Genomic DNA, 17860 nt, shown 5'->3' with positions numbered 1-17860 from the left:
GCTAGTTCTCCTGTCCCGGGATGCGGACCTTCGCGGTTACGGGTCCGCCGATTTGCATTGGGTCCCACCTGTGTTGGATCCATGCCTCTACGCGCCATTGGTCTTCTTCCATGCCTGCGGCGCGGAACACGTCGATGGCGGCGATGCATTGGTCGCGTTCCATCGTCTGGAGGCTGGTGAACTGGTCTGGGTGTGCGGCCACGTAGGCGTCGGCCAGGGCGCGGACATGGTCCATGTCGCGGCCGTCGCCAGTGGTCTTGTCCAGTGCGTCCTTGATGGCTTCGAGCTCGGGGTTCACTGTTCCTCCTAGATGACTTGCTTGGCTTTGATCCATCCGCGGCCGACAGCTCCTGCACCGCCTGTGCCGCCGAAGACGTTGCCGCCACCGCCACCGCCACCGGGTGCGGTGCCCGCGCCGCCGATCGATGCGCTGCCGTTACCGCCGGTGTAGGTGTCGCCATCGACGGTGACGTTTCCAGCGTTTCCGCCAGCGAGGATGCCGGTGTTCCCGGAGCCGCCCGCACAGGTGAGCGTCGGCATTCCCCCGTTACCGACGAACGTGGTTGCGGTGCCGTCTGCTCCGTTGGACGCGCCGCCGTTGCCGCGCGTGACGGTGATGGAGGTCAGCGACGGGTAGGACGCCAGGACGATGATCGCGTTGTTCCATGAGCCTGCTTTGCCGCCTTGGCCGGTTATGAAGGTGCTGCCGTTGTTGCCTGCTTCTGCGCCGCCGACGCCGACGAGGACGAGGTGTGTGTATCCGGCTGCGCGGGCGGCTGCGACGTCGAAGGTGCCGTTGGCTTGGTATTCCTGCGTGACGGGGTTGAGTTGCACTGTGCCGGTCATGGCGGCGACCGCGTCCAAGAGTTGAGCGGCGAGGGTGCCCGTTTGGATCTGCTGTCCGCTGGCGGTGAGGACCGTTTTGCGGAGTGTGGCGGCGATGGTGCCGCTGATTGTTTGCGAGCCAGCCGCCGCCGCACTGAGGATCTTGAGTTGTGCCGCGAGGGTGCCGGGGATGCCTTGCGATCCGGCGAGCGTAGACAACGCGTGGGGCAGTTGCGCGGCAATCGTGCCGGTGATGATCTGCTGCGCGTTGACGGTCGCGCGGGCGGGTTGCAGTGTCGCGCCCATTGTCCCGGCCATCTGCTGACCGCCCATGAAGGTCGCGGCGGCGGGGGCAAGGTCGGCGCCGAACTGCCCAAGCGTGATGTTGGTGCCGGTGAACGACGCCGCCTTGAGCAGTGCAGCAACGTCGCCCGACTGGGATTGTGCGCCGGTACCGGTGAACAGTGCTCGTTGCAGTTGCGCCGCTACGCTGCCGTGCTGGCGTACTTCACCGACCAGGGCCGCCCGCACAGACTGCAACGCTGCCCGAACACGTGGGGTGATGTACACGCCCCACTGCTGACTGCCTGCGGGGATGTGAATGGTGGGGTCGGTGGTCCACCCGGGCTTATCGATGGGTGCGGGTGGGGTGGTGGACCAGGACAATGCTCCACCTCCATTTCGTACGTTCCGTTAACGGTCGCCAATAGCTGGTGGCATCATCGACACTCATGGGGGGTTGTTCGGTGCAAGGCTGCGGTGGAGAGCACCGCGCCAAGGGGTTCTGCGAGTTCCACTACTTCCGCGATCTGCGCGGAATCCCCCTCGACAAGCCCGTGGTCAAACCGAACCCTGCCCGCAAGCTCACGCCCGATGATGTGCGGCAGATCCGCCACGAACGCCTCTACGAGGGTCAACCGTTGCGGGTCATCGCCGCCAGGTACGGGGTATCCGAATGCGCCATCTCGTCGATCTGCAAACGCCGCACCTGGGCGCACATCGACTAAGCGAAGTACGGCGGCGACAACTTCGCCACCCGCAGCGCGCCGATGGCTTTCTTCGTCGCGGATCCCGTCAACTCACACAGCACCTCGATCTGGGCACCCGCCTCCAGATACAGCAAGCCGGACAACTGCTGCTCGATACCACCGCCGGGGACAAGGCGGGGCGCATAGAGCATCAGATCAGAGCTACCGCCGACGGGGAACGTCCGCAGGTCCACCGCATTACCCGTCGTCAGAGCTACATCCATCGACAGCGTTGCCCAGATGTGATACGCGCCAGGCAGTTCGACAGTGAAGGTGTTCGTGGACGTGTTGAACGAGATCCAGTCGGACTGCCGGGTGATCGTGAGGAAACCTGATGGAAGGGAGCCGGTCGACAACGTGGCGTAACCGGACAGAACGCTCCGCTCGGCCGCCAGATACACACCGACCGTCGGCGGAGACTTCGAATCACCACCGGTCCACAACTCCAACGCGCCCGGAGGGACCTGGGCGCCAGAGACAACTCCGACTTTCGTCCCGAAACCCATGTACCGATACGCGTCACCCTTGGTGGGCGAGGACGACTGAACCGACAAACCCTCACCGACAGACGGCGCAGCCAGGATGAACGTGTTCTCGTCGAACCACTCATGGCCGAAATAGCCAAGGATCTTCGTCCCCGGAGGCGGGTCGTACGGATCCGTCGTCGACGTCAGGACCGTGGGCGTGCCCGAGACGACATAGCCGATCTCGCGGTAGTCCTTCTTCACGAACATGTACGTGTAGGTGGTCCGGGCCGCGTTCATTCGTCCGATGATCATCCACCCAGAGGTGGTGTTCAGCGGCTCCGTGAGAACGAAACCAATGTTCTGCCAGTTCGTTGCTGTCTGAACGGTGATGTTCCGCGCGACCTCGGACGCTGCCGAACCGCCAGAAGGGCTCCAGCGCACCGAGTTACCGTCAGTGATCAGCCCGCCAGCACCGGTGACTGTGACATCCCAATCGTCTCCGAGGTCGGTGTCCTCGCGCTCGAACTGGTCGCTCGTGCCGCCGCCACCGCCCTTGATCACCTGCGTCACCGCAGTGTCCAGGCGGGCTGCCACGCTCGACACCTGCGTCACCAGATCAGCAGTGGCCGCCGTCGCAGTAGCCACGTCCGCAGCGGTCTTCCCCGATGCAGAACCCGCACCGCGCAGACCAGCCCAGATCCCGTTGAGGGTGTCCAGGATGTCCTGCCCGATGTTCGTGCCACCGGTGGGGCTGCCCACGTTGGACGGTGGCAGGTTGCCGCCCGAGGTGAGATTCTGGGTCTTACCGACAACACCGTTGAACCAATCCTTAATCGCCTGCACAGTCGAATTGATCGGCGTGACAACGATCCCCGCGAAAATGTCACGGATCTGATTCGTCAACGTGTTCAGGTCACCCAACCCCGACACGACGGTCTGCGGGATGTTCTGCAAATAGGCCAGAATGTTCGCCGACGTATGCCCCGTACCGCTGTGCCCCAACGCGTTCGCGATCGCATCCCGAATCGCCTGCCCCGCATTATCCAACGCAGGCACCAGACCATCCGCCAACGGACCCGCGAGCTCCTTGAACAGCTCCGGCGTGTTCTTCCAGAACACCGTGCCAGCGGTGATCAGTTCGTCGCACTCCAGCACGGGGCGCACCGACTTCACACCGGTCGGGATGTCCCACGACGAATCACCCAGACTGACCGGTGTCGTGATCGTGCCCGACGGGTTCGAGATCGCCCCCACCGTCACCGGTGTCGCAGAACCCGAACCATCATCCGTCGTGAACGTATCCAACACCAACCGGATCGTCTGCCCCGCACCCGAAGTGACACCCGAATACTTCACCGACACACTGGTATCCAACGGCTGACCAGACTCGACCTTGATCACACCGCTCTTGAGGTACAACGCTTTCGGAGAACCATCACACACCACCTGCGCCGCATCCTCCGCGGCATTAAACGACCAACCATCCCGATCACCATCACCCGTCGCCGGCAACTCAGACGTCGCCCGAAACGGCTCCAACTCATTCGACACCGCCGGAGTCAACGCATTCAACGGCACACCACCGCCAAACTGCCCCAACCCAAACCGACCAAACACATTCGCCGCATTCAACGGAGACGTCGCAGTCAACCACGCCTCAGCCAACGCCTGCACAGCCAAAAAAATCGGGCCAGAACCCGAATAGCTACCGTGCAAAGCGTCCTGCAGATCGCCCAACGCAGCATTGATCGACGACTGCACCTCCGCAGGGATCGCGAAGATATTCAACGACTCAATGAACGCCGCAATCTGATTCGGCAGATTATCCGCCCAGTCCTTCAACTGGTCGAACGACGGCAACCCAGGAATGAGAAGCCCCGCCAACGCCAACACGACCTCGCCCAGGAACTTCTCAATGAACTTCCCGATGAACTGGGCAAGGTCCGGCAGCGACGGCAGCTGCGCATTCTGCGGGTTATAGCCACCCCACGGAACATTCGGCAGATCGTGGATCGACGGAAGGTTCGGCGTCTGCCGCAACCACTCCGGTACCGGATCTACGGTCACACGAACTCCACGTCAATGCTGAACCACAGTTCCGTCGTGAGATACGTCGCCGCGCCGCTGACCTTCTCGGCCATCAGGAAGATCGTCGCGCCGGCGCCGGCCGCCACGAAGTAATCCCCGTTCGACGCCGAGGTGCCCGCCGGCGGGCCCGACACCACGATGGTGCGCTGAGTCTGCACCCCAGCCACACCATGACCGCGGCCAACAACCGGGCCATCCGCAGCGCCAAGCCGAGCAACGATATCCACCTTGATATCCGAGCTCGACCCAGTGACAGTGCCGCCAGCGTTGATATGCGGCCGCCACGCAGCCTGATACGTTCCCGGCGCGACAGCGATCGTTCCGAGTTGGAACGTCCCGCCCGTGCCCGACGGTGCATTGTTCAGGCTGGCCGCCCAGTGCGACCGACCGGCCTTCTGCTGCACCAGGTCGAACCCATCGCCGGCAGAGTTCACCGCCGGAATCGTGCCCGCCACAGGCGACGGTGTGAGGTCTGTGGGGTCCCACGTCGCATTGCCATCGTTCCCCGGAGGTCCCTTGCGTTGCGTCGCGTGTAGCTGCACGACCTGCGACACCGTGTCACTGCCAGGAACCACCTCGACGAACTCCATCGAGTCCGGTGTCGGATCGTCATACTCCAATGGCGTGCGGACAATCTCGGTGTCGATGATGGTGTGCTTGCCCGGCTCCCCCTTCACCAGACCAGCAAGCCCAGAAATCCCCTCCAGTGGCTTGGCGAAGTAGATGTAGGACCCGCGCTCCGGGTCCGACTCCACTGGCACCCAGCACATCACACCCCAGTGCGGCACACCGTCGATGATCTTGGTGGGATACGGCTCAGTCACAATGATCTCCTACGATCTCGGGGCCAGTGAGAGGACGTTGAAGCTTTCCATCAACCCGCTGATGAATCGCTGATGCTTTGCAATTGGGGCTTCTTCGGCCTTTCCGTCACCGATCTGCACCAAGAACTCCCGTTCCTTCGGGGTGTACCGCCACGGTGTGTTCTCCACGTAGTCGGTGAACATCTCCCACTTGAAACCACCCATGCCATCGGGGATCGGGTAGATGATCGAGACGAGTCCGCCGCGGAAGATGTCGCGCCCCAACGCATACGGGCCGTACGGGAAGTTCTTCAGCGTTGCCTGTGCCGACGTGTACCCCCTGGTATCAAACAAGGCGGTCAGGAACGTGAACAGCGCCTCCACGTTGTACGGCGGCGCATTCGTCGGGATGAACACCTCAATGTTCGGGTGCATCGGGCCCATCTGAGAGCGCCGCGTGTAGTGCTGAATCAGCTGGAACGCAAAGAACGCATCATTCATGAACCCGTCGAGCAGATTCGACGGAATCCCGGTGAACCCCAGGACGATTGAGAGTGAGTCGATCAGCCACGAGAGCGTGGCGTTGATTAAGTCGTTGAAGTGACCTGGTTAGGTCTGCGCCCCCCGGTTGCCCGGGGGGCGCAGACCAACCATTTGGGACTCTTTCCGCCGATCAGTATTTGCCACGCTTTGGGTGTGTGGTCGGTGATCTTGCACGACACAAGAGGCGAGTCCTCGCCCGGCTCCGGCGCCACGATTACCGCATACGGTGGCACCCAATCCACACCCAACGACGGCGCCGTGTACACCCCGGGCATCGAGCCAACCTCTTTGATGATCGGCTCGAAAATGCCGCCCAACGAACCACCCAGATCGACGGTGGTTCGGAAGATCGAATCCAGGATCGAATGTGTCGGGCCCTCAATCTGAGAGCGGTCCTTCACTGTCACCACATAGGTGGGTTTCGTCAGATTCGCCCATGCATCCGGTTGCGGATCGCCCGGACGCCACAACGTCACGCCGACGTCCACGCCATACGCCTTGGTCAAATCCTTGATGACTGTCCCGCACGACTCCATACGAACCGTCTTGGCCACCAACGGCGAACCATCCAACAACGGGTTGGTGCGCACCACATACATGGGCGTCTTGAGCATCTCCAACAACGCCTGCGGGTTGAGCCCATCACGTTCGATCGCCTGCAGGATCGACCCGAACCACGCCCGCATATCAGGATTCAGCGACAGCGCATTGTTCAGGAACTCGTTAATGCCGGCCTGCACCCGCAACGCGCATTCGGCGATCATGTTCTCGATCACCGAGACGATGGGTCCGACGAACACCGCGTGCGAGAACGGCTGAATCTGGATGGGCAGGAACCACGACGGCCAAATCGTCAGGTAGTTCAAGACATCCCAGATGCCAATGCAATTCGCGGTGCCGGTCCAGGCGCCCTTGGCGTACTCGTAGTCATGGGTGTCGACGTAGTACGGCAACCGCACGCCGGCGGTTTCCACCTCGATCCCGACGAGGGTTTCGCGGCACCGCTTCAGCGCCGGGATCAGGTCCGAGGAGCCCTTGACCTTGAAACTCGCCGCCGCTTTGTCGTTGCGCGGATCGGTTCCGGACGCTTCCATGAGGTCGGCGCCGAACTCGTCGATGCGGGTCCAGTACTGGTCGCTGATCCAGAACACCCAGTCGATAGCCGACTCGTCCTGGATGCGCGCCAACTGCTCGGCAGCCGCAGCAATCTGCGCGGTGTCGCCGTGCAGCAGCTTGTCATTCAGGCGCGACAAATCCGCGGTGGTCATTGCGATCCACCGCCCATCAGAGCCGACATCAGCCCGGGTATCTCCGTCGCGGAGTACCCGACACCACGATCTTGGAGTCGGCATTGCCGTTGTCGATGGCAACCTTCACGAAGTACCGATCAACCAGAGAGTCAGGTGTGCCAGGGGATTTCGGCGGGATAGCCGAGTCCTTATTCCACCGCCCCTTCAGCAGCGAGTACAGGTTGCCCTGCGGCGGAACGACACCGAACACAGATGCGATCTGCTGCAGCAGCTTCGGCAGGTTGTTGGCAGCTGCCCACGACTCGTAGTCCTTGAACGCTTCCTTGATGGAGTCGACGATCGGGCCCACCGCCGGGCGACTGGTGAGATCCTTAATCTTCGGGTTCTGCCGCGACGTGTCGATGTGCACCACCTGGTTGGGCAGCAGCGGCCCGAACTCGATCATCTCCGAGCTGCCCGGGGACGCGGCGAACTTGAAGGTGCCGGGCCCGAAGCAGGTGTACTTGTCAGACATCGGCTGATCACCGATGTTGCGGCGCTCCAGGAATCCCGTCTGCGAGACGGTGGCATTGTCGCCGGCGGACAGCTTGCGGATCGGCGACGGGGTGGCCTGCGTGATCAACGCCGCCGCAGCGAACATGCCGTTGCCGACGCCGCGATGGTCCGCGCTGAGCGGCGATCCCGTACCAGTCTCCTTAACCGACATGATTTCGCCGCCGTTACGCATCACCTTGAACATGCGCTCGTCACCCTCATAGCCACAGACCAGGCTGAACTTCTCCGACGGCATCGGCGGCACCGCCATGGCCAGGTTGTCCAGAAAAGTCTGCCGCAGCGTGGTTTCAACGAAATCGACGGTGTAGAACAAGCGCAGATAGGAGGCGCCGTATTCGACGAACACCCCGTCACCAGCCCACGTGCCATCAGGGTTGTGGTTCATCCGGCCGCCGAGGATGTTTCGCCCAGACTCGGGCAGTGACCATTCCTGAAACCCCGCGTGCACCTGGTTGATTACCTGGTTGTTCGTGGCAGTTTCGAAGCCTGGCCAGGGCCCGTTGATCACCTTGCGCGGCTGCGTTGTGGTGGTGTCCTCCGGGTCGTCCCACCAGAACATCTGCCCGTTGTAGCTCGTGCAGAACCCGCCGCCAGTGCCGGTGTAGTGCTGCGGAATGTCCCCCAGATCCTCGGTAGCACGGTTGTCGACGGTGAATGTGTCCGTCATGTCCTCGTAGGAGAACGCGAACGAATCTGTGTCCGGGAATGTCCGCCAGAACCCGTTGTCGGCCCGCAGAATCAGGGTGAGCTCCATGGTGCAGGACTCGCCCAGCGCGTACGACTCCACCGGCGGCTTCAGCTGCCGCACGTCCGCCCACCAGCGCCCCGTGTCCTTGTCGATGAACGACAACTCACTCGTGCGCTTCTTATCGATAGACGCCATCAACTGACGTGCCACCTTGCGGCAATGCTGCGGATCGCGGCCGAACACAATGACCTTGAGTTCGGGCTCAGTCGGGCTCTGCAACGCATCGACGAACGTCACCCCGTCCTCAGAGGCACCCTTCTGGTCGATGTTGTCCCACGGCCCAATGAGGTTCTTGATGCCGCCCTTCTTGATCAGCACGCACTCGGGTGCCGCGAACTTGTCGGGCCGGGACTGGCCGCCCATCAACGAGAACTTGGCGGACCCGTCGAACGCCCACAACGTCACCAGCGGGTGTCGGCCGTTGAGGTGGTAGTACGCGCCGTGCGGGGTGATCGGGCCCGATGGATAGCTGGTCATCGCACACCCGTCGGAGCGTTCTGGGCTTCCAGATTGCGAGTCAGATCGTTGACACCGCTTCCTTGAGTTGCCTCATTGTTGGTGTACTCCAGCTTATCGATCTGCGTGCCGATTGTCGGACCCGGCTGCCCACCGCCCTGGCCGTGCGCGTTCGGATTCGGCGGGGCCTGCTGCCCAGCGGTATTCGGCAGAGCTGGCCGCGCGGACGCAAACCCGGCGGCGAGCTTCCCGAACCACGAGTTGCCAAGGTTGCCCAGCGGGGAGCCGGACGGGAGGAACGTCTCCATCAGTCCCGAGACGCCGATACCCGCGGCCTGGCTGCCGTACTGGATCGTCCGGTTGAGCAGCTTCATGCCGATCTGTGCGGCCTGACCGGCGCCGGGGGCCATGAGGTCCAGCGCGGTGCCGCCGGCGGCCATCGCCGTGCCCAGGAGTCCACCGCCATCGATGCCGACGCCGCCGCCACCGGGCATGGCGGGGAAGGCGATCCCGGTGTTGCCGCCGATCGGCGCGGCCTGCGGCATACCGCTAGCCATCGGCCCGCCACCACCGCCGAACGCGGGGGTGAAGGTGTTGGGCCACGCGCCCGGGCCTTGGCCGGCGAGAGTGTTCTCCGCCACCGCTACTTGCTGCTGAGGCGTCGCCAGATCAGCGCGCGGCGCATACTGCTGCCCGCCGTAGGCATCCCATGTCGACGGCAAGAACTGCAGCCCGCCGTAGTAGCCGTTGCCAGTGTTGGCCTGCCAGTTTCCTGACGACTCCTTCTGTGCCATCGCCGTCCAGTCGGCGCCCGGCATCGGACCAGGCATCCCCGGAGTTGGGATCGCCGCGGATTGCCTTGTGTGCACGTGGTTCTGATGGCCACCGAGATCGGCACTGAAGTACCCCGGCTGTGGCCGGCCGCCCGCAATCTCTGTGGCGCGGCCAGTGTTCGGGTTCTGCCAGATCACCTGTTCCAGCGCGCCCGGGATCTGCGAGAGGTAGTCGGCGAACCGCTGCATCGCATCGACCGGACCTGACCAGTCAATCCCGCGGTTCTGCCCGCTGGGGTTCGGCGCGTATCCGGCTTCGTGGCGGTCGGATTCCTGATGCCCCGAGTAGGTGGAGGCCTTGACGCCGAACGCCTGCTCTAGCGCGTGCACCCACGGCGGGAACACAGCGCCGCTGCTGCCGTAGCCGCCGGTGTCCGTGCCGCCGGGGAGTCCGTACGGTTGGCCGCCGCCGTAGCTGGGCTGCAGCATCGCGGGGCCCATCGCCGAGCTCTGCTGGGCGTACTGGGATTGGGTGTACTGCGACCCGAACACGCCCTGGGCGCCAAGGATCCCCATCAGGCCGTGTCCACCCTGGATCGGGTTGTACTTGCTGACTGCCGCCAACTGCGCCTCCAACGGCGCCGCGGCGAGACTGCCGACGAACTTCACCAGATTCTCGGCCAGCCCAGGCAGACCCTTGGAGATGCCGAGATCGTTGTCGAGCGCGACGCCGATCTGATCCATGCCCTGACCGAACGACTTAGCGGCACCCTCCATCTTCTTCCACGTACCCTGCTGCGCCTCAGCCAACTTCATCTGCGCCGACGTGTAGCCACGCTCCGCCATCGTCACCGAGTTCTTCGCAGCCAAAAGGTCCTGCGCGGTGGAGGTGTTGTCAGCTTCCAGTTCCAGCACACGGATGCGGGCCTGCTCCACACTGTTCCGCGCTGACATCAACGACGTCTCAGCGTCGTACACGCGCTGCGGATCCACCTGATATGCGCCGTACCCCGGCTTTCCGTACGGATTTCCTCCGGTCCCCAACACAGGGACGCCCGGCGCCGCCGCTGCGGACGGAATATTGATCGCGCCCGGAACAGGGATCGCATCCACCGAGTACTGGGACGGATCGAACGACGGCTTCGCCTTCTTGCCCGACCCGTCGTCGGCGCCAGGGATTGGCGTCGGAGCACCGGGAACCGGCGCCGGCGGGCCCGCATTGACTGGCTGCTGCGGGTAGAGCTTCTTGTAGTAGTCGCCGGACCCCGGCGGGACGAGCTGCGGCCCATTGAGGGCAGGAGGCAAGCCACTTCCAGAGGGTCCCGCCCCTGGATTGAGCAAGTCGCCCAACCCGCCGCCCATCGGCGGGCCCGTCACGGGTAGCGGAATCTGCGGCCCGTACACCTTCGGGGCAGTCGGGATCGGCGGGCCCTTGAAATCCTCACCGCCGCCGAGAATCATCGGCACCGCACGCAACAGTTCCCGCAACCCGGGAATGCTGGTAAACCAGTCAGCGATATCGGTCTTCAGGTTCGAGAATGCCTGGCTGACCGCGCGCGTAGCCGCCTCCCACTCCGACTTGAAATTGTCGGTCGCCGTCTTCGTCGCAGTCTCCGAAGTGCCCTGCAGGTCCCGGAATTCGTTCTTCGCCGGGTCCAGGCTCAGCCGACTGATCGCGTCACCCATGTCTTCCCACTGGGTGCCGAACAGTCGCTGCCAGATCAGGGCCTGCTGCTGAGCGTCACCGGTGGAACGCAACGCCTCCAGAACCGCGCCGAACGCGACCTTCGCCGACTCACCACCCGCGGCAAACCGCCGGCCCATCTCATCAGCGTTGAAGCCGAGCGCCTCGAAACCCTCCTTGGTCGACTTCGAGCCATCGACCGCGCGAATGCTGAACTCCTTCAGCGAATCCGCCACCTTGTCGGTGTCGCGGGCGCCGCCCTCAAGCCCCTGATGTAGCAGCGTCATGAACTCGCCGGCATCCAAGCCGAGCTTGCGGAACTGAGTGGAGTACTCGTTGAGCGTGTCCAGCCAGTCGTTGGACACATCCATGCCCTTTTGGAAGCCCGCAGTGATGACATCCAATGCCTCAGATACCGACCCGGCGAATCCCGTCCGCATCAGAGTGGTGACAGAGCGAGACAACTCCTGCGCCGAAGCCCCCGTAACAGACGAGACACCCTGCACCTGCTGAATCACACTCTGCACGTCAACGTCCGACGAATCCGACTGGATCAGCCCCGACTGCAGCGCAGACCGTGCGGTGGCCAGGTTGTCCGCGAGGGACTCGCCGAAGTTGTTCGCATACGCCTGCCCCGCAGCATTCGCGAACCGCGACATCGATGCCTCGTCGAGACCCATCGATGCCTGGAACTGGTCCTGCAATTGGATCGTCGCCAATCCATCAGCGATACCGCTCGCGAGCAACTTTCCTGCGCCCACGCCGAGAACTGAAACTCCGGCCAGGGCGAGCCCAATCGGCCCGCCGGCGGCCCCCAGCCTTGTGAGCGTCGACGCCCCGGCGAACCCGCTGACGAAGTCGCCCGCAGCGTCACGCCCAGTCGTACCGGCCCCCTGGATGGAGTCCTTCAGGCTGTCCATGAAGGATTGGCCGCTGCTGTTCGCGGCTTTCTCGTAGTCGCGGTATGCGTCGGAGGCGTCTCGCAATGCGCGGGCCTCGGCGCGACGAGCACGCTCCAGCGCTTCTGCACGGGAAACGATCTGCGTGTGGTTGCCGCCGTTGCGCGCCTGGTTCAGCTTCTCCTCAGCCTCACGGGTCCGGCCGGCCGCATCGCTCATCTTGTCGTACGCGTCGGTGACCTTGTCCGCAGACTTCTTCAACTCAGCATTGCCGGTGTTCATGCCGACAGCCATTGCCTCGGAGAACTTCCGGCCAGCGTTGTTGCCGGCGTCAGAGAACACGCGAACAGCGCGTTGAGCTACAGCAGTGGCGGTCCGCTCATCGAGCTCAGCACCGACCGGGATCGCAACCGCCACCGCTCACCTCCAATCTATGTGTCGCCGAATTCGGCCGCCAACTTCTCGATCTCGTCGTCGTAGAAGTCCTCTTCGGCCTGAGCCTCTTCGGCGCGCTCCCGCGCCTCACCGGGCGACAGGAACACCGTGTACTCGTATTCGTGTTCGGTGCCCGCATACTTGGACGCCCGATATGCCGCGAACTCGTTGTGGTGCGCGGCGGTCATCTTCTTGAGGATCGACCAGTCGCCGTCACGCCCGAACGGGGCGCCGGCATTGGTCTTGAATTCCGACTCTTCAGGGAAGCCGCGAATCAGGCTGAGTAGCAGTCGACTTGAAAGCTTGAGGCAGCCATATTCGTCGCGGTCACCACGGTGCCACTGCCTGATGTCTACGCCGTGATAGTGGGCGAGCAGACCGTTCGCGATTTCGTCGGGGTAACGGCACCAAAGTGCCGTTGCCTCAACGACTTTTCGAGTCTTGTCTCAGTCGCTCCTGGAACTGTCGGTTCATCATCTGCCACGCAGTGCTGATCTGCCCGGGCACACCGCCAGCGGCGAGGAACTTCTTGTACGTCGGCTCCCCCATCAGCGCGATGCACAGCAGCTCTTTGTCGTTGATCAGCTTGCCGTCCTTGCGCAGCGGATAGAGCTGCACGGGCCGCGTCTCACCGGTGATGGGGTCCTTGCGATCCTCGGTGTCGAGCTCCTCGGCCATGAACAGCAGGTGCTCGTTGTACCGCTCCTCCATGTCCGGGGGCATGAACTGCGGATTGGGCAATTCCCACGTCTCGCCGTCGCCGAGGTCGTAGATCTCGCTGCCCATGAAGCCGAGGTATTCGGTGGCCTGATCTCGGGCCTGCCTCGGCTTAACGGGGTGCTTGGATTCGGGTGTGTTTTCGTCGGTGTCCGACATGGGCTATTTCCTTTCGGGCTATGGGCTTTCGGGCTAGGTGGGTGGAGCTCGCGGGGCGGGAGTAGCCCATCTCCCACCCCGCGAGGTCTGTTAGGCCGGCGCGACCGTGAAGGTGCCGCCGGTCAGGCCGGATCCGGAGCCAGTCAGTGCACCGCCCGGGGTGGTCACCTCCCACGACGGAGCCGAGCCGGTGACGGTCCAATCCGCCGCGGTGAACCCGTCGTCCAGGGCCACCAGCGCCGTCTTCACCGCCGAGGATGTGGCGTTGTAGGCGATGCCGGCGGTGGTGTTGCCGCGGAACGTCAGGGTGAACGTGCCAGCGGAAGCTGCACCAACGCCAACGTCGTAGGCCGCGGGAACCGGGACGCCCAACTGGGCCCAGGCGTCGCCACCGACCCAGGTGTGCTTGATGATCGGGATGTACTCCCCATCCACCATGGCCATGAAGTAGCCCGACGGCTCCGGGTCGAACGTCAGCTCCGCCGCGGTGCCCTTCTTGCCGAACTTCCGCTCACCGATGTTCGACAGCCGCGCGCAGTCGTAGCCGTCCACCTCGTAGACGTAGCGGCCTTCGCGCTTGCGGATGCCGTACAGCAGGAACTGGCGGGCGGGGCCGCCCGGTTCCAGCTTCTGGCTGACGCCGAAGTTGGCCTGGCCGGGGGTTTCCACCAGCAGGTTGCCGTTGGAGTCCGACAGGGGAAGGTTGTTGCGCAGCCGCATGATTCCAGGCCACAGGTTCTGCAGAGCCTGGAAGGTGAACGGCTCCTCCTGCTCGGTGACCTCCTGCTCGAACGGCCACGCGGACTGCTCGATGCGCTGCTTGTCGGTGGTGATGTTCGGCTTCTGCGAAGGGCCGTTGCCGTCGCCGAACGCGCCGGCCTGAATCCAGCCCTCGTTGGTGTCGGCGTTGGGCACCCAGGTGCCGTTGACGCGCTTGAACGCGCGCAGGTCGTCGCGCAGCTTCCCGTCGAGGGCGAGCGGCGAGAACTTCACGTCACCGTTCGAGTCGTGCGGGGAGATGTCGGTGTCGGGGCCACGGAAGTCGCGGAAGAACACCGCGATCAAGCCAGTGCGGTGACCTCCCTGGAACCGGTTGTCGACATCGAGGTAACCACCGGCCGAGGGGGTCGTGCCGGTTGCGGGTTGCGTCATCTGACGCTCCTTTCGGATCGGTGATGAACCGGAAAGCAATCCGGCAGTTTGGAGATGGGCTAGATGCGGCCGCGGCCGCGCACCGCCACTCAGGCGATGACGTAGGAAAGGCTGAGCTCGTACACCGCTTTCACGCGGAACACGTTGTCGGCCTTGTAGTCCCGCAGCGCGGGGTATTGCTGCACGTCGAGCCAGTCGGCATTGACGATCCCGCCGGCCATGGGCACGTCGAACAGTTCGGAGTCGAGCAGCAGGATGCGGCGGTGGGTGATGTCGCCCTGTCGGATCGCTTCGCTCGGATCCTTGGCGAAGGTGTGCACTGACAGGATCGCCCGATCACACTGCTCATTCAGGTCGTCGGCACCGTCGATGCGGTTCACCTGACGGAAGATCGGTGCCGGCTCGATCTCTTTGCGGATCAGTCCGCATGGCCCGAGCGGCGCGAGGTGGGCCAGCATGAACGCCTGCGCGTTCGGGACCGTCAGCGGGTACAGAGGGGCGGTCATTCTGGCCTGTTGATCACATCTTCGGCGGTACCACCGAATGCGATGGCAGTGCGCGCACCCACGGCATACTCGGGTGTCGGCGTTTTGCCGCCAGTGCCGTCTTCGATCCAGTGGGCCTTAAAGTTCTCGTTGACCACCCGAGTCTCCGCGTCGAACCCCTTGCCTTGGTCGACCTTCCAGTCCTTGGCGTAGTCGCCGTGGTCGACCGGAGAGATCGACTTCGCATAGTCAGCCATCTGCTGGGCCACACGCTTCTTCTCGGCCTTCACCGCGGCCGACTTACGCAACTCCTCATCGATCGCGGCCTGCGGCACACCGAGCTCCACGAGCGCGTTCTTCTTCTTGGCCATCAGCCGAGCCGCCTCTCGCACAGGCAGAACACGTGATCCTCACGCCCATCGAGGTCAATCTCGAGGACGGCGGGGCCGATCATCTGGAAGGCCCGGCCTCTCTCGGTCAGGCGCGTCACCGAGGTGAAGTCATCGACCGAGATAGGTGCGGGCGCGTTCGCGTCATCGACCGCGGGGACCTGGCCACCAGCTACCGGCATGAAACACCACGCCTGCTCGCGCGTCGTGGTCGTGATCGCGGTGGAATCCTCAGCCGTCGACTGGGTTTCGAACAGGCAGTTGTCCACCCACACCGTCAGTTCGCTGGTCTGCGGCACCCTGAACTCGTCGAGCACCGGCTGTCCAGCGCCGTCGAGCACCGGGACATCCCGAACAATCCCGACCCGTTGACCGCCGAGACGCATCAGTAGTCACACTTCGGGAAGTGCCCGCGCGGCGCCGCCTTGATCGGCAATCCGAGCATCCGCTTATGCCGATCGGTGATGAACTTCTCCACCGCGGCCCGGTCGATCGCCGCCGTCTGCTGACGATGCCCGACGATCTTCGTGAACGAAGTGACAGGCCCGAACTCGCCGTACAGCATGGCGTCCCGGGTCACCTCGAACGTGACGACCTTCGCCGCCTGGTCGTCGTCAGCGATGGCGGGAATGCGGTCCCGGATCCAGTCGGAGACGACGGTCAGCAGCGACGCCGCCAACGGGTCAGTAGCCCACGCGGGGTTCTTGGCCCAGTTGGCGAACGTCACTGCGTCCAGGAAATCGGCCACTGGCCTAGTCCGTGGCCTCGATCAGCGCCCAGAGCTCATCCTTGGTCTGATCTTCCAGCTCGTCACGGTCGTAGGTGCCGTGCTCCATGAGCCAGTTGACCAGGACAGCCTTGGTCGCGACCTTAGCCGGCTTGCCGTCGTCATCGGAGTCGTCGTCGGACCCCTTGTTGCTGTCGACCGCCAGCCCCTCCGCGAGGAAGTGCGCAGCCTGCTCGTCCGACAGCCAGTCGATGACGCCGCCCTTGTACACGTGGTGGGTCTGGCCGTCCTGATCGACGGCCAGCACCAGCGGAGCGATGACGGTATAGCTCATCAGGACGCCGCCGCGACGCCCGTGATCTTCCACGCGGCCTTGGGCTCCAGCACGATCGGCACGGTGACTCGACGGCACCGGCTGAGCCAGCTATCCGTCTTATCCTCGCGGATCACCTTGGCCTCGATGCCAACACCGCCGGCCGACACGTAGCCGGGGCCGCCGATGTTCTCGTCGGCCATGCCGCCGAGCTGCTTGGAATCGACCACCAGGGCGATGGCACTGGTGGTACCGCCGCCGGGGACGTTCGGGCTCGGCAGGACACGCAGACCTGCGACCACCGGGAATGTGCCTGAGTAGACGGGCGACTGGCCCGACTCACGCGGCAGCAACGCCGAGAACTTCTCATCGGACATGATGTTGGCGTAGGTCAGGTCATCGACGACGAGGGTGTCCGGGTCAAATCCCTCGTTCAGCGCGGCGATGTTGGCCTTGGCGCGCAGCACATCACGCAGAATGGCCGGCGTACCAGTCGCCCACGTGGATGCTGCGGCAGTGGACTGGGTGACCGCCGAGCTGATCGCCGACATCGACACCGAGTCCACAGTCTTCACCATGGTGTTGACCAGCTTCAGAAACGCCCGGTCGACGGGGTTCATCAACTGGCGCTTGATCGACTCGTCGGTGATGGGCACATCCTCGCCCCACTTCACCGTCTTGGCGATCGAAGCGGTACCGCCCGACACCGGGGTCTGGGGGTACTCCGACCCCGGAGCCACCGAGCTCGGCGGCCGGTCGGTGTAGATCGATTCTCCGGTCTCGTACAGCACCGCGCCGCCGGAGACCTGGAATCGGCCCTGCAGCAGCACATCAGAGATGAACCGCTGCTCTGCGATGGTCCGCAGCCGACGCGCCACCAGAGTGGGGTTGGCCAGGAACCGGTTGATGGTGACCACGTCCCCCGACAGTGTCGGCGCGACGGGCGGGTAGGTGTAGGACATCTGTTGTCTCTCTTTCCTTTACGGCCGCCCGCTCAGCGGAACAGCAACGCCTTGACCTTGTTGGAGGCGGCGTCGGCGAGTGCGACACCAATGACCTGGCTGTAGGTGGTCCCGGCGCCGAGCGCCGTGACTGCACCGCTGGCCGCGGTGGTGAGTGCGTCACCGTCGTTGACGGTGCCGGTCGACGTCAGCTCGTACACACCACCGCCGGACAGCACGGTGACCTTCTCTCCGCTCTTGGCGTCGAACGCGGCGATGCCGACGAACGACGGATTTGCGGCCGAGGAGGCCGCGACGGTGTCCTGCCCGGTGACCACGAGAGCCTGCCCGGCAGTGACGTCAGCCGAAGTGGTGGAGGTCCACGACTGGCCCGGCTTGAAGATGGGAACGAACTCGGCCATG

General features: G+C 64.0%; 19 protein-coding genes. 1 reads left to right on the top strand and 18 read right to left on the bottom strand.

The features are described 5' to 3' along the window. Window position 1 precedes the first annotated feature (1 nt). Together AB0876_RS04025 and AB0876_RS04020 are read right to left on the bottom strand one after the other, a co-directional pair. On the bottom strand, window positions 2–298 hold the full coding sequence (locus AB0876_RS04025) for a hypothetical protein (protein ID WP_526041285.1): 297 nt from the start codon (window positions 296–298) through the stop codon (window positions 2–4). 8 nt (window positions 299–306) lie between these two features. Further along, entirely contained in the window at window positions 307–1491 is a 1185-nt protein-coding gene (locus tag AB0876_RS04020) for a glycine-rich domain-containing protein (RefSeq protein WP_526041284.1), read from the bottom strand. A gap of 65 nt (window positions 1492–1556) precedes the next feature. On the opposite strand from AB0876_RS04020, the gene AB0876_RS04015 reads away from it, so the two are divergent. Further along, the gene (locus tag AB0876_RS04015; protein WP_526041283.1) at window positions 1557–1832 is read left to right on the top strand and encodes a hypothetical protein; all 276 of its coding nucleotides are present in this window, start codon (window positions 1557–1559) and stop codon (window positions 1830–1832) included. Here AB0876_RS04015 and AB0876_RS04010 read toward each other — a convergent pair. From AB0876_RS04010 to AB0876_RS03935, 16 genes are all read right to left on the bottom strand, one after another. Beyond that, window positions 1829–4387 carry a DUF7257 domain-containing protein gene (locus AB0876_RS04010; RefSeq protein ID WP_526041282.1) on the bottom strand — a complete coding sequence of 853 codons (2559 nt, stop codon included), beginning with the start codon at window positions 4385–4387 and terminating at the stop codon, window positions 1829–1831. The two genes, AB0876_RS04015 and AB0876_RS04010, sit on opposite strands and share 4 nt — an antisense overlap. Further along, window positions 4384–5232, bottom strand: a complete 849-nt coding sequence (locus AB0876_RS04005) for a hypothetical protein (RefSeq protein WP_526041281.1) — start codon at window positions 5230–5232, stop codon at window positions 4384–4386. Before AB0876_RS04005 ends, AB0876_RS04010 begins: the two co-directional genes overlap by 4 nt. 9 nt (window positions 5233–5241) lie before the next feature. Then, entirely contained in the window at window positions 5242–5646 is a 405-nt protein-coding gene (locus tag AB0876_RS04000; RefSeq protein WP_526041280.1) for a hypothetical protein, read from the bottom strand. Between the two features lie 152 nt (window positions 5647–5798). Then, a complete protein-coding gene (locus tag AB0876_RS03995) occupies window positions 5799–7022 on the bottom strand; it encodes a hypothetical protein (RefSeq protein WP_526041279.1) in 1224 nt (407 codons plus the stop codon). A 28-nt stretch (window positions 7023–7050) separates the two neighbouring features. After that, the gene (locus AB0876_RS03990; protein WP_526041278.1) at window positions 7051–8784 is read right to left on the bottom strand and encodes a DUF7257 domain-containing protein; all 1734 of its coding nucleotides are present in this window, start codon (window positions 8782–8784) and stop codon (window positions 7051–7053) included. Then, window positions 8781–12536 (bottom strand): transglycosylase family protein, encoded by a 3756-nt coding sequence (locus AB0876_RS03985; protein ID WP_526041277.1) that lies wholly within the window; start codon window positions 12534–12536, stop codon window positions 8781–8783. Before AB0876_RS03985 ends, AB0876_RS03990 begins: the two co-directional genes overlap by 4 nt. 14 nt (window positions 12537–12550) lie before the next feature. Further along, window positions 12551–12742: a hypothetical protein gene (locus AB0876_RS03980; protein ID WP_526041276.1), complete on the bottom strand. Its 192-nt coding sequence runs from the start codon at window positions 12740–12742 to the stop codon at window positions 12551–12553. Window positions 12743–12977: 235 nt separating this feature from the next. Beyond that, window positions 12978–13430, bottom strand: coding sequence for a hypothetical protein (locus AB0876_RS03975; RefSeq protein ID WP_526041275.1), 453 nt, complete (start codon window positions 13428–13430; stop codon window positions 12978–12980). A 90-nt stretch (window positions 13431–13520) separates the two neighbouring features. After that, window positions 13521–14582 (bottom strand): hypothetical protein, encoded by a 1062-nt coding sequence (locus AB0876_RS03970; RefSeq protein WP_526041274.1) that lies wholly within the window; start codon window positions 14580–14582, stop codon window positions 13521–13523. An 89-nt stretch (window positions 14583–14671) separates the two neighbouring features. Next, a complete protein-coding gene (locus AB0876_RS03965) occupies window positions 14672–15088 on the bottom strand; it encodes a hypothetical protein (RefSeq protein ID WP_526041273.1) in 417 nt (138 codons plus the stop codon). Next, window positions 15085–15438 carry an HK97 gp10 family phage protein gene (locus tag AB0876_RS03960; protein WP_526041272.1) on the bottom strand — a complete coding sequence of 118 codons (354 nt, stop codon included), beginning with the start codon at window positions 15436–15438 and terminating at the stop codon, window positions 15085–15087. The genes AB0876_RS03965 and AB0876_RS03960 overlap by 4 nt, the downstream gene beginning before the upstream one ends. Then, on the bottom strand, window positions 15438–15773 hold the full coding sequence (locus tag AB0876_RS03955; RefSeq protein ID WP_526041271.1) for a hypothetical protein: 336 nt from the start codon (window positions 15771–15773) through the stop codon (window positions 15438–15440). The genes AB0876_RS03960 and AB0876_RS03955 overlap by 1 nt, the downstream gene beginning before the upstream one ends. Window positions 15774–15841: 68 nt before the next feature. Further along, the gene (locus AB0876_RS03950) at window positions 15842–16204 is read right to left on the bottom strand and encodes a hypothetical protein (protein WP_526041270.1); all 363 of its coding nucleotides are present in this window, start codon (window positions 16202–16204) and stop codon (window positions 15842–15844) included. 4 nt (window positions 16205–16208) lie between these two features. After that, entirely contained in the window at window positions 16209–16517 is a 309-nt protein-coding gene (locus tag AB0876_RS03945) for a hypothetical protein (RefSeq protein ID WP_526041269.1), read from the bottom strand. Then, on the bottom strand, window positions 16517–17458 hold the full coding sequence (locus AB0876_RS03940) for a phage major capsid protein (RefSeq protein ID WP_526041268.1): 942 nt from the start codon (window positions 17456–17458) through the stop codon (window positions 16517–16519). The genes AB0876_RS03945 and AB0876_RS03940 overlap by 1 nt, the downstream gene beginning before the upstream one ends. Window positions 17459–17490: 32 nt before the next feature. Beyond that, window positions 17491–17859, bottom strand: coding sequence for a capsid cement protein (locus AB0876_RS03935; protein ID WP_526041267.1), 369 nt, complete (start codon window positions 17857–17859; stop codon window positions 17491–17493). Window position 17860 lies beyond the last annotated feature (1 nt).

It is taken from the genome of Mycobacterium sp. NPDC049093, from assembly GCF_040704635.1.
In the GTDB taxonomy this organism is placed as follows: domain Bacteria; phylum Actinomycetota; class Actinomycetes; order Mycobacteriales; family Mycobacteriaceae; genus Mycobacterium.
This window is presented reverse-complemented; position numbering and strand designations above follow the sequence as displayed.

Coding starts and splice junctions, on each gene's coding strand:
- AB0876_RS03990 (WP_526041278.1), bottom strand. CDS start 8,784: ATGACCAGCTATCCATCGGGCCCGATCACCCCGCACGGCGCGTACTAC.
- AB0876_RS03945 (WP_526041269.1), bottom strand. CDS start 16,517: ATGAGCTATACCGTCATCGCTCCGCTGGTGCTGGCCGTCGATCAGGAC.
- AB0876_RS03965 (WP_526041273.1), bottom strand. CDS start 15,088: ATGACCGCCCCTCTGTACCCGCTGACGGTCCCGAACGCGCAGGCGTTC.
- AB0876_RS03940 (WP_526041268.1), bottom strand. CDS start 17,458: ATGTCCTACACCTACCCGCCCGTCGCGCCGACACTGTCGGGGGACGTG.
- AB0876_RS03980 (WP_526041276.1), bottom strand. CDS start 12,742: ATGACCGCCGCGCACCACAACGAGTTCGCGGCATATCGGGCGTCCAAG.
- AB0876_RS04015 (WP_526041283.1), top strand. CDS start 1,557: ATGGGGGGTTGTTCGGTGCAAGGCTGCGGTGGAGAGCACCGCGCCAAG.
- AB0876_RS03975 (WP_526041275.1), bottom strand. CDS start 13,430: ATGTCGGACACCGACGAAAACACACCCGAATCCAAGCACCCCGTTAAG.
- AB0876_RS03995 (WP_526041279.1), bottom strand. CDS start 7,022: ATGACCACCGCGGATTTGTCGCGCCTGAATGACAAGCTGCTGCACGGC.
- AB0876_RS03935 (WP_526041267.1), bottom strand. CDS start 17,859: ATGGCCGAGTTCGTTCCCATCTTCAAGCCGGGCCAGTCGTGGACCTCC.
- AB0876_RS03960 (WP_526041272.1), bottom strand. CDS start 15,438: ATGGCCAAGAAGAAGAACGCGCTCGTGGAGCTCGGTGTGCCGCAGGCC.
- AB0876_RS03970 (WP_526041274.1), bottom strand. CDS start 14,582: ATGACGCAACCCGCAACCGGCACGACCCCCTCGGCCGGTGGTTACCTC.
- AB0876_RS04000 (WP_526041280.1), bottom strand. CDS start 5,646: ATGCACCCGAACATTGAGGTGTTCATCCCGACGAATGCGCCGCCGTAC.